The sequence below is a fragment of the Photorhabdus sp. S10-54 genome (genome assembly GCF_963878145.1).
In the GTDB taxonomy this organism is placed as follows: Bacteria; Pseudomonadota; Gammaproteobacteria; order Enterobacterales; family Enterobacteriaceae; genus Photorhabdus; species Photorhabdus kayaii.
In genome coordinates, this window is sequence record NZ_CAWNXG010000067.1 from 1 (window position 1) to 13,224 (window position 13,224).

The 13,224-nt window shown below is 42.9% G+C and carries 2 protein-coding genes; both read left to right on the top strand.

Translation table 11 applies throughout. The features are described from left to right. A partial coding sequence (locus tag AACQ83_RS22110) for a membrane-targeted effector domain-containing toxin (protein ID WP_240000894.1) occupies positions 1–10,205 on the top strand: 10,205 nt, incomplete at its 5' end. Between the two features lie 809 nt (positions 10,206–11,014). Next, on the top strand, positions 11,015–13,224 hold a 2,210-nt coding region (gene rtxA, locus AACQ83_RS22115), incomplete at its 3' end, for an MARTX multifunctional-autoprocessing repeats-in-toxin holotoxin RtxA (protein WP_112879649.1).

Genomic DNA, 13,224 nt, shown 5'->3' on the forward strand with positions numbered 1-13,224 from the left:
AAGGCAATGTCGTCACCAAAGTGGGTGACGGTATGCAGATTACGGCAGCAAAAGGGAAAGCTAACGTCACGACGACAGTGGGCAATGGTTTAAATGTCACCGCTGCTCATGGTGACGCTAACATTAATACCCATGTGGGGGATGGTATTTCGGTTAACGTGGCGTGGGGGAAATATAACGTCAATACCAAAGTTGGGGATGGCCTCAATGTTGCGGTAATGAAAGGCTTAGGTAATGCCAATATTCAAGTTGGTCATGGCTTATATGTTAATGCCTCTTATGCGCGCAACAACGTGGCGATTAAGATTGGTGATGGTGATTTTTACAGCTTGGCTGTGGCATCGAGTAATACAGAAAGCAACAAACTTACCTCTTTCTTCAACAATATCAAACAAACTGTACTCGGTGTGGGTGGCAGCCAGGCGATTAACTATCTGGTGCATGGGGATGAAGCTAACACATCGGGCACCCATAAAGGCAGAGGTGCGATTAACTTAACTGAAGTTTCCTCCATTGATGGTTTTAAGATGGATGAAATTAATCAAGTTGGTTCGGACTTAAACAATCGTCTGAGTAGTTCTGTAACAGCGGTAGAAGTACCTAATATTGACTCAATAGAAAATTCTTTAGCCAGTTCGTTGAATCGAAAAACGCGATCGGTATCAGATCGGAACGAAAATCTGATCGTCAATGGTAATTTTGAACAAGGTAATCAAGGTTGGCAGTCCACTAATGGTGTTGAGGCATACCATGTGGCGAGTGCTTACGGCCTTAATAATGCTGGTCATGGAAAACGAGTCAGTGAACTTGATGTGAATGTTAACACCACGCTTTCGCAGGAGTTGCAAAATCTGTCGGAAGGAGAAGTGGTTTCACTGAGCTTTGACTTTGCAAAACGTTCAGGTCTTGCTTCAGGCGAAGGTATGGATGTGATATGGAATGGTAAAAGTATCTTCACAACCTCTGGCAACGAAGTTGAGTGGCAAAATAAGGCCTTACAATTAACCGCACAAGAAGGTACTAACCGAATTGAGTTTAAAGGTACGGGCCAGAATGATGGGTTAGGCTATATCTTAGATAATGTCGTTGTAAAATCTGAGATGTCATTGATTTTGAATGGTGATTTTGAACGCGGTGATCAAAGTTGGCAATCAACCAATGGTGTTGAAGCATATCATGAGGCAAGTGCTTACGGCCTTGATAACGTAGGTCATGGCTCACGGGTCAGTGAACTTGATGTGGATGTCAGTACTACTATTTACCAGGATCTAAAAAACCGGTTTGAAGGTGAAGTCATTTCATTAAGCTTTGATTTTGCAAAACGTGCAAATAATATTATGCCTAATGAAGGCATGGAAGTTATTTGGAATGGTGAAAGTAAATTTACCATTACTAATGGTGATACAGCATGGCAAAGTGAAACACTGGAATTAATCGCTAAAGCAGGTACTAACCGTATCGAATTTAAAGGTATCGGCGATAATAATGGTATTGGTTATATCTTGGATAACGTTGTTGCAAAATCTGTAGGTACATTGCCAGCCAATAGTGTTACTGAATATGCTAGGCAAGATCAGGCGGCTAAAAATGCGTTAAGTGATAAAGAAAAAGCCGAAAAAGATCGTCAGCTTCTGGAACAAGAAAAAGAGAAACAACTGGCAGCGGTTGAAAAATCGAAATCTCAATTGGAATCAACGGATCAGGAAGCGCTTAACCAGAATGGGCAAGTGCAGAGTGATGCGATAAAAGAAGAAGCTCAGGCAGTGACTGAAGAACTGACTTTAATCGCTGACAAATTTAAACAATTTAAAGATGAAACTGATGGTAGTCGTGAGTTGGATAACCATTATCTCGACTACGCGGGTGGAATTTCTGAGGACATCCAGAAACGGTTGGATGATATCCGTCCGACATTAGAAAAACGGCTGGCAGAGATACATCGGGATACTATTGATACACAGCAAAAAGTAAAAGATGCTGTGGTGCTATCAGAAGCAGGCGCCGAAAAAGGTAAACAAAATCGAGATAAGGCGATTCTTGATGGTGTAGACGCACAATTCAAAGCAGATCAGAGAAAAGAAGAAGCACTTTCACAACAGCAGCAGGCAGAAAAGGCGAAGGATAACGCCAATATTGCGTATCAGAATGCAGAAAGCCGTGGTAAGCGTGATACTGTAGCGGCGGAAAGTAAAGCGGCTCAGACCCAAACTGATGCTAAAGGGGCGAAACTGAGTGACTCCAAACCTGCTCGTATTGGTGCAAGTGGCAGTGGCTTGTCAGGAGAAAAAGCCTATGAGTCAACGGGGGCGGGAGAAACCGGCAGCCATATTGATCCTGAATCGATGCCAGAAGCGAGAAACAGATATTATCAAGGACTGACCGAAGAAGAATTGCAAGCGTTGGAGAGTGCTAAACAAGCTGTTAGCCGGTTGCAGATCAACGCGGGAATTCGTGCAAAAAATACGGGTGTTTCGTTTATTCCTCGGTCTGTTGAAACACAATCTGACAGCATTGTGGTTCCTCTTTCACATGAGACGCGTGAACTCGTTAGAAAAGCGCCGATAATTTCTGGTATTAATCTGGAAGGATTGGGTGGCAGCAAGAAGAGGGCAGTCGATTCTTCCGTACTCAGTCGTGCACAAAAAATCGCCCATATCTACCGTTGGCTTGATAATGGTAACGATAATGTGTCGGACGAATATATTCCTGTTCCCGGATTTAAGCGTGTTAATGCAGATATTTCTGATAAAACCAGGCAACGGATAGTGACTTTTGTTGAACGGCATCTCAAGAATCCCAATGCCAAAAATAAAGTACCTGAAAATGAAATCACGTCTTTAGCGAAACTATTTGTTGACGCCACACTAGATTATGACTGGGATAAACGAGTTGAGTTTATTACAAAACTAGACAGTTATGGCTATAGCTTTGAACCTGCCCGCGATGACAAAAGTATTGTTTCATTCTGGTCCGGGAAGAGTTTTAGAAGGCATCGAGATGTTCTTGAGGCCGCTCAACCGGATGGTAAGAAAATTGTTTACGATGTTGATGTGCAGGGAAACGCTTTTGCGATTCAACTCAATCAGCAACTCATGCGTTGGGGAATTATGTACCTCGCCGATCCTGAAAATAGTGAACATAAAGCGCTAAGATCGGCAATTGATGCTGCTACGTATAGCAACACCGGTTTCTGGAGTTCCATCTATACCGCGGGATCACGTGGTGATGTTTATTTGATCTCTGAGGGGGGATTACGTCTTGGCAACTATTTCTGGAATGTTGAATTACCTGTATTGCGTAAACTACAACGTGAAGGATTAGTCGGTGATATTCGATTGTTGGATAAGCCGGCAAGTGAATATAAAGGGTTGCCTACCGAGTCGATTGGCCGCAAATTAACAGAGGCGGGTATTGCTGTGCAGGCGCGGTTTGATGCTTTGACTATTGAAGAACAGAAAAAACGGCTGTTAGCTAACCCCGGCGGCTATAAAGCCGATACCGTTGTTGATCTCGATATTAAGCTCAGTGCTGTCGACACGATGCTAAATCAAGCATTACCGTTTTATGGATTACGTACAGAACGTAACATATTAGTGAAAAAGAGTGGTGAAGGATTTGAGGTGCGTTCGTGGCCAGGTAATGGCAATGAATTTAAGAGAATTATTGTAAAAAATACCACCAGCAATAATCTGCTTAAAGCAGTTGAACGTTTTATTCTTGCTAATTACGACAATTATGCACAGTTACCTGATGAGCTATATTTCATTGAAGATCGGATTATATCTCATCATCAAGGACATACTCGAATTCTTACTGAGAAAGTGAATGGCATCTGGAAACCCGTACCAAAATTGATGTTGGTGAGTGAGTTCCAGCAAGCCGCATCTGTTGCAGGTAAAATTCGTGGTGACAGTTACCAAAAAGTGATTGATGCATTAGAGAGTTATCACCATGCTCGACAAGGAAGAAAAGACTATGAATTGGATGTGATTGGAAAATTATCCGATTTGCGCCAACAGGTTGAAGGATATCTCTTAGGTCATCCTGACTCAGGTCGTGTACCAGCAATGAAGAACTTATTGTCTCAAATTGACACGCGCTTTGAAGAGTCGATGGTGCTCGCTGAATCCACAGTGAGAATCCCAGAGCAAGGCGATTTCAGTAGTCTGTACGATAAGCTTGACAGTGCGAATCTCAAGGATTCAAAACACTTTTATGTTGATGAAAATGGCGATTTTGTCACTCGGGGTAAGGCAAATATTTATATTGACCAGAAAGCAGAGAATTTTGATAAAGCGGTCGAGCAAGTCAAAGCAGCGGTTATTAAAGAATATGGTCAAGATGTTTCAGATGCCGTCTTCTCGAATCTGAAAGCCAGTGATTTATCGATGGATGGTAAAGGCATTGATGTCTCTGGTTTAAGAAAAATCCATCAAGCGATTGAGCAGCATTTATCTCCGATAAGTGCCACACTGTTTGTTTGGAAACCAAGCGATCATAGCGAATTGGGTCACGTCGCCATGCAAATTGGTCAGGGACGTGCGCATATTAATACTGACGACGCAGGTGCTATCAATGAGAAAAATTATGTCAGTTGGTGGCCGTCGTTGAACCATAAAACTCTTGAAGCAGATGTCGCCTTTGAAGAGCATGATAAGTTCGGCCTGAAAGATGGTGATCGTAAATTACAACGTTTCATTGAAAAGCTGCAATTGGCACGAGGGATAGATATAACCTTCAAAGATGTTACTGAAGGCTTTGCTATGATGGTATTGGCAAATCCTACGTTGTTGCAATCAGCCGACATTCCTGAGCAGATATACCAGCCATTTGTTGAAATGTGGAATGATCATCAATATGAGATGGCCGATGTTGGCAGACTTTTTGCGGAAGAATTGCGATATCAAGCCGATAAAAATGTACAAGACCCTCAACTGGCAGAAAAACGTGTTGCTAATGTCATTCGTGAATTTAAAGAGCGAGAATTGGAGAATACTCGGGAATTTAAAATTAGCGAAGCCGATCAAGGGCGCGTATTCCGCATTAACCTTGAAGGTCTGGATGTGGCGGCAATGCAGACGGAATGGAATAAAATCAGTAGCGACCCTAATAAGCATTATCAATTGCTGACGAATAACTGTTCAAGCATTGTTGCCAGAGTATTAAAAGCAGGGGGTGCAGATAAACTTGTCGGCCATAAGTGGCTACCAAAGTTTGGTACCTGGACGCCAACTGAGTTGTTTAACTATGCTCAGGCACTTCAGGAAGCTCAGCTTGAAACAATAGCGAAAAAACAAAACCACTCTCCTGTGGAAGATTTAACTGCGTTATCTGGCAAAAATAAGGCATTAGAAACAGTCGTCATGGAGAATGATAGCACTCCATTATTGAATGAACTTATTACCAAGGATGGTTTGCGTAAAGAGGCCAAAGTTTTTGCTAAACCGATAGGTCCTTCTTATCAGGCAATTCTGGACGAACTTGACCGCATTCATAACCTGACTGGAAACGAGCAGTTAGCCGCAGGCTTCGAACTATATCAACGTATTACCCGTTACCTTGATGCACATCCTGATTCCAAACGTAATACCGCCTTGAGCAACGTACAGACGCAACTGAGGGATATTATGTTTAGCGGTGCATTACAGGAGGTGCGTAGCCCGTTGCTGGAGATAGCTCAAACTCGACCTGAGATGGCATTACGGATCTACCAGATTGCCCGCAATGAAGTTCGTGGTGATACATCAGGACTGACAGATCTGATGGTGCGTTGGGTGAAGGAAGATCCTTATCTTGCTGCTAAGTTAGGATATCAGGGGGAAATTCCCGCCGATCTCGCTTTTAATCCTAAATTCCATGTGGATTTAGGTGATCAGTTTGATGATTTCAAACAATGCCTGAGTCGAGCTCAAGATAAAGGATTACTGACTCATGCCCGGATTGATGAGCAGAATAAGCGGGTTCATCTCGGCTATAGTTATAATGAGCTGCTGGATATGACGGGATCTGAAGATGTGAAGATGGCGGTCTATTTCCTTAAGGAAGTCGCTAAACAAGCGGATCCAAATTTTGCTGGTTCACACGAAGCGATTTTACTTAATCGGTTTGCTAATCCTGCCTACTTGGTTCAGTTGGAGCGAGGTAGGTTGGCACAGATAGAAGCGATATATCACAGCTCCCGTCAAACAGATGTCGCGGCTTGGGACAAACAATATTCCTCAGACGCCCTGACACAACTCAACCGTCAGCTTAGTGACGGGGTAGATCTGAATAACCAGTTATCGGTGCTACTTAAGGATCGCCAAGGGTTGCTGATCGGTGAGAGTCATGGTTCAGATCTTAATGGATTGCGTTTTGTCAATGAGCAGATGGATGCGTTGAAAGCTCATGGCGTGACGGTTATTGGATTGGAGCATTTGCGTTCGGATTTGGCTCAGCCGTTGATAGATAAGTTCTTGGCAGGTGGAGATATGCCCGCTGAACTGGCCGCTATGATTGAGACCAAACATTTGCCTGTTGACTTATTTGCGCAGGCTAAAAGTAAAGGGATCAAAATTATTGCATTGGATGACAACAGCACGACTCGTCCGGCAATAGAGGGATCACAACATGGCCTGATGTATCGTGCTGGTGCAGCTAATAATGTGGCGGTTGGGCGGTTGGGACAATTAGCTGAGGGAGAGAAATTTGTTGCCATTTATGGTGATGCTCATCTGCAATCCCATGAAGGTATTGATCATTTTGTACCTGGCATGACTCATCGTCTCGGTTTGCCGGCCCTTAAAGTGGATGCAAATAACCGTTTCATAGCTCAGGCGGATGATATTAGCTTGCGCAAGCGTTATGACGATGTTGCCAATGTGCCGCGCATTCAATTGCTTAATAGTTTGCAAGCCACATCAGCGGTAGAGTTAGTTCATAAGCCCGTTGAGTTCTGGCAAACAGTAGAGGTAATGCCACAAACCGATGGTCGAGGGACCCGCTTTGATGGTCAAATGATTATCCAGATGGAGGATGATCCTGTAACAGCCAAAGCAGCGGCTAATCTGGCGAGTAAGCACCTGGATTCCAGCGTAGTTGTTCAACTTGATTCTGAGGGGAAATACCGCGTTGTCTATGGTGATTCATCTAAATTTACACCATCAGACAAGTTACGCTGGCAGATTGTGGGGCATGGTCGTAGCGAATCAGAGCGGAATAACACGCGTCTGAGTGGTTACAGTGCCGATGAACTGGCAATAAAACTCAAACAATTCACTCAGAGCTTTGGTCCAGCGGGTAAACCAGACCACATTAGCATCGTGGGTTGTTCGCTGATTAATGATGACAAACGAGATGGCTTTGCCCGTCACTTCATCACCGCCTTAAAAGGGCAAGATATTCACACAACTGTTTCGGCTCGTCGTAGTGAAGTTGCCGTTGATGTGACTGGCCGTAAATTTACCCAAAATGAAAATAATCAATGGATCAATAACCTGACTGATAACAAAGTCGTCTTGAGTTGGAATGAAAAAGGTGAACTTGAAACTCGTTCAGAGCGAGTGCGTCGCAATATTGCTGAAAGCGATATCAATCTTTCTCGTGTCGGTATAGCGGATGCAGATACGCTAGCCAAAGGTGCAATTGTGGATAATACAGATATTTTCACCGCACCAGAGAAGCGCAAAAATAAAATTGAAACCGATTCAAGCCATATATCGAATAACCAGCTAAGTTACTCGGGTAATATTCAGGTAAATGTGGGGAATGGTGAATTTAGTGCGCTCAATTGGGGAACATCGAACGTTGGCATCAAAGTGGGTACCGGTGGCTTTAAGTCGTTGGCCTTCGGAGATAATAATGTGATGGTGCACATTGGCAATGGCGACAGTCAACACAGCTTCGATATTGCCGGTTATCAGGCGCTTGAAGGGGCACAAATGTTTATTGGCAATCGTAACGTCAGTTTCAATAAAGGCCGTAGTAATGACCTGATTGTGATGATGGATAAATCCTTGCCAACGCCGCCGTTGGTTAATCCATTTGATGGTGCGGCCCGTATTTCCGGTGTGTTGCAAAGCATTGCTCATTCTGGTGAAGAGCAGGACTGGCTAGCGGCGCAAGATCAGCAATGGACAATCGCTGGTGCGAAAAAATTTGTTCAGGATATGTCTGGTTTGGACCAAACCAGCAGCGTTGACTATAAGACGCTGGTTGATTTGGGTTCTCAACATGAGCGTAGTAGCCGTGGTCTGAAAAGTGATACGGAAGCAGCGCTGAATAAGCAATTCAACCAGTGGCTAAGTAATAATGGCAACAGCGTTGATATGGGTAAAATGAGCCGTGCAGATAAATTCCGTCAGGCCAATGAGAAACTGGCATTTAACTTTGCAGTAGGGGGACAGGGGGCGGATATTCAAGTGACCACGGGCAACTGGAACTTTATGTTCGGTGATAATATCCAGTCGATTCTCGATACTAACCTGGGTTCGTTGTTCAGTTTAATGACTCAACAATACTCGACAACTGGTATAGCGAAGACAACGTTTACCTATAATCCGCAGGATTTGCCCCGCCAGCTTAAGAACAAATTGCTTGGCCGGTTAGCCAGTGTGAATGCAGATACCACTTTAGCGGATATCTTTGATGTAGATTACACTGCGGATGGTCGTATTGTCTCCCGTGGAGACGAGCCAGTGGATGGTGTGGCTATTCTAAAAGAGATGATTGAAGTCATTGGAAAATTCGGTGGTGAACAACTGAAAGTTTTCACTGATCCAGATCAATTGCTAGACGGCCTGAAATCTCACCTCAATATGGGGACGGATGGCATTAAATCCTTTGCTGAGAGTCATGGCCTGAAACAGAAAGAGCCCGATGAAAATGAAAAAGCGCAGAGCAGCACGTCAGCGACTATAGGGACGGAGAGCACCAAACCAGAGCGTGCACTTGGTTTTCATTCGCTGAATTTGCCTAACTTATTTGCGACGATGTTCAGTAAAGATAAGCAAGAAGAGATGAAGTCATTAGTGACCAATTTAAAAGGAAATCTAACCGCAGATCTGCTCAATATGGAGCAGAAAACGTTTGATTTCTTGCGTAACAGCGGTCATCTGCAAGGGGATAGCGATATCCATGTATCGTTGGGTAACTACAACTTCAACTGGGGCGGTGATGGTAAAGATCTTGGCGCCTATTTGGGCGATAACAACAACTTCTGGGGTGGTCGCGGGGATGATGTTTATTATTCAATCGGCACTTCCAACATCTTTGCAGGCGGTGCAGGCAATGATCTGGGCGTCCTGATGGGACGTGAGAACTGGATGTTTGGCGGTAGTGGTGATGATACCGCGGTGGTAGCCGGACGTATTAACCATGTGTTCATGGGCGAAGGTAATGACCAGACGTTTGTCTTTGGCGAAGGTGGCTTAATTAATACCGATAAAGGCCAGGATTACGTTGTTACTTCAGGCAACTACAACCGGGTGGATACCGGAGAAGATCAAGATTATGCTGTGACTATTGGTAATAACAACCGGGTTGAATTGGGTGCAGGCCATGATTTTGCCAGAGTATTTGGTAATGATAACCGGATTGACGGCAACACCGGTAACGATGTGATTAAACTGATGGGCTACCATGCGGTGATTAATGGTGGAGAAGGTGACGACCATCTGATAGCGGCCACTATTTCGAAGTTTAGTCAGTTTGATGGTGGTGATGGTCAGGATCTGCTGGTGTTAGGCGGTTATCAGAACCGTTTCCAGGGTGGTGCGGGTGTAGATAGCTTTGTGGTCAGTGGTAAGGTGATTGACAGTCAGGTTGATGATATCAATGCAGAAGATATGATTGTCTTTGACGGCATTGACTGGCAAAACCTGTGGTTCCAGCGTAGCGGATATGATCTGGTATTATCAGTAAACCGCCATACTGAGGATAAAACTGCTCAGGGGGCATTTGAATCAATAGGTTCGGTCACTTTTAGCAATTACTTTAATGGTAATCGTGCCAAACTGGTGGCGCAGATGGGAGATAAGAATGCATCGAGAGAGAGTGAGTTTACGGCGCTTTCGGATAATGCGGTTGATACTTTGATCCAGTCAATGAGCAGTTTTGCGCCGACAGCGGGTGATAATGGTTTTATTGAAAATCTGGACAGTAAGGCGAAAATTGCCATTACAACGGCGTGGTCAGATATCACTATTGGCAAGGCGCAATTTGCGTAATTAAGTCTCTAGAATAAAAGTAGAATGAGTAATAAAAATGGCTCACAGAATGAGTGAGCCATTTTTTACTGCTGAATAACGAATGTTCATTATATTATAGGTTATTCACTGACCTATGGTTATTTTTATTGATGAATTTTATTTATCATTATTATTTCCTGACTAAAAAAGTAGGATATTATTATCTCATTTACTTATATTGTTTTAATAGTTATAATCTGTGTGGTTATTTATGGAAATGGAATAAAATAATTGATCGTAATTGATGAAATTTTATATCTTAGCTTAGTCGTTACTTTATTATCTTATCTGTATTTTCAATATTATCGTGGAAAAAATATCTGCGTTAACGATCTTTTTGAATTTTTTATTTATCTCATTCGATGGATTTGTTTTAAGGTGTTTATATACCCTATGGATTTCAAGATGCATCGCGGCGGCAAGGGAGCGAATCCCCGGGAGCATAGATAACTATGTGACCGGGGTGAGTGAGTGCAGCCAACAAAGAGGCAACTTGAAAGATGACGGGTATAAATGCATCAAATTGAAACTTTTCTGAACTTAGTGTTTTCCTTGTTATATCCGTTTTATTAATAAATTACTTTTGGAAAAAAGTATGTCTGATAAATTCGTAAAAATAATAGCTGATGTTAATTTTAATAGCGGTTTTTTTCTTTATTTAAATTTTTGCTATTAAAAATCAGAAGATTTTACTGTTTTGTGAGAGATTGAATATTCAAAATAACTGCCCTATCTGTTAGGTGCAGTGGTTTTCTGCTTAACTTCAATAATAAATTAAAGGACTATTGATGGGGAAATCATCAAATAGAAGTACAGAGTACTTTTTTACTGGGAAATATTATGACGATAATGACGGTAACAGTATTACTGCTATTGGTGTTGGTGGTGAAGTTTATGCTTATGGCGGAAATGATGATGTTACTGTTGGTTCATTAAAGGTCGATGTATATCATACGAATGGTGAACTTTCGGTAAAGGGAGCCTCAGGTTATACCGGTATTCGTAAAACGGGAAATGGCGGCCTGTCATTTTCTGGTGCGTCCGGTGCGGCTTTTATTGATCACACCGGTGAGACGGGAAATTTAAATTATTCGGGTGCTGCTGGCTATAACAAACTGGTTCGTAAAGGTTTATCTGGAGATACAAGTTTTAAAGGGGCTGGTGGATACAATGAATTATGGCATGAAATTGATCAGGGAAATATCTATTTTGCTGGTGCAGGAGCAGCTAATAAAATTGACCGTACCTGGTTTAGTCATTATGAGGGTACTCAAGGAGATGTAACATTTAACGGCGCAGGCGCTGCAAATAGTATCGATTCGCGGATAGAAAGCGGTGACGTCATTTTGAATGGTGTTGGTGCTGATAATCATATTGTACGTAAGGGTAGAGAAGGTAACGTTATCTTGCGTGGTGCGGGGGCAGCGAATCGCATTGAACGTATACGTCATAGTGAAGATGGATATGAACAGACACAGGGTAATATTACTCTTGAAGGTGCGGGTGGTTATAACAAACTCTATTCTGATGTTGCCCACGGTAATATTCATTTTACTGGTGCAGGAGCTTATAACGAAATTACCCGAGCAGGTACGAAAAATGAAATAGAATTTGCTCAGGCTAAAGATATTGTTATGACATCAGCAACAATGGAGGGATTCTGGATTCAACAATCTCAGCAAGTTAAAGCAGTTAAATCCTCTGTAGAGCCTGATACTTATCTCTTTGCCATTGCCAATAATGTTAATACTAAAGTTGTTTCTGTGCGGCTGCAAAATAATCCTGATACCGGTAAGCTCCGTTATTATTCCACTTCTTGGTATAAGGAAGGTAATCATCTTAAGGATATTGCTAAGGAAAATATCAACGTAAATAATGGATTTATCCCCGTTAAAAGGGAAGGTGCTATTACGCTTGCTGATATTAATTTTGTATATCGACAAGAAACCACAATACAGGGCGTTGAGGAGGAATTATTAACCGATAAATGGGTGAATTATTCCTATGGTACTAACATTGAAGCGAAAAATGTCACACTGGGTAGTGCCAAAATGGGAGGATACGCGATCTCTTCTAATGGGCTGAAAATTGATGTCTCTCCGGTTAAATCAAATGAGCAACCTGATACTTATGTATATGCAATATTTCTGGAACCTTATACCAAAGTGGTTGAGGTTAAGTTGGCGAATGATTATGAAACAGGAAAGCTGAAATATATTGCAAAATCTTGGTATAAAAAAGGTGACCATACTGGCCGTTTAGCGGATGAAAGTTTTTCCTATCCTCGCGGTTATCGATCAATTGGGGCTGGTTATACGTTAAGCCAACTTCATTATGATTTAAATATATCAGATGATGTTGCTGATTGCTTGACGGATCTTGAAGGTTATTCTGAGCAAGATCTTATCAAATCATCAAAGAATGGTGGTGATAGTTCCGGTAATATTTATTTCATCGGTGCTGGTGGTGGAAACGTTATTACATCCAATGTGACGCACGGTAATATTAATTTCGCAGGAGCGGGGGCGGCTAACATTATTCTGCACAGTTCAACATTCGGTAATACGTATTTTGAAGGGGGCGGTGGTGCTAACGTCATTGTGAAAAACGGTGAAGAGGGCAATCTATCGTTCCGTGGTGCGGGCTTAGCCAATGTCTTGGTGCACCAAAGCCTGCATGGAGAAATGGATATTTATGCCGGCGGCGCAGCAAATGTTCTTGTGCGGATCGGGGATGGACGATATCTGGCTCATCTTCTGTCCTATGGCAATATCTCGATCCACAAAGGCAACGGTAACAGCCGGGTGTTGATGTTGGGCGGGTACAACACTCATACCCAAATAGGTAATGGCAATGGGAACTGGTCCGGAACGGGCGGTTTTAACGTCATCACTCAGGCCGGAGCAGGGGATATCTCTTCTGTACTTTTAGGTGGCGCTAACGTACTAACTAAGCTCGGTGCGGGAGATCTGGTTACCGGTATGTTCGGTGGCGCCAA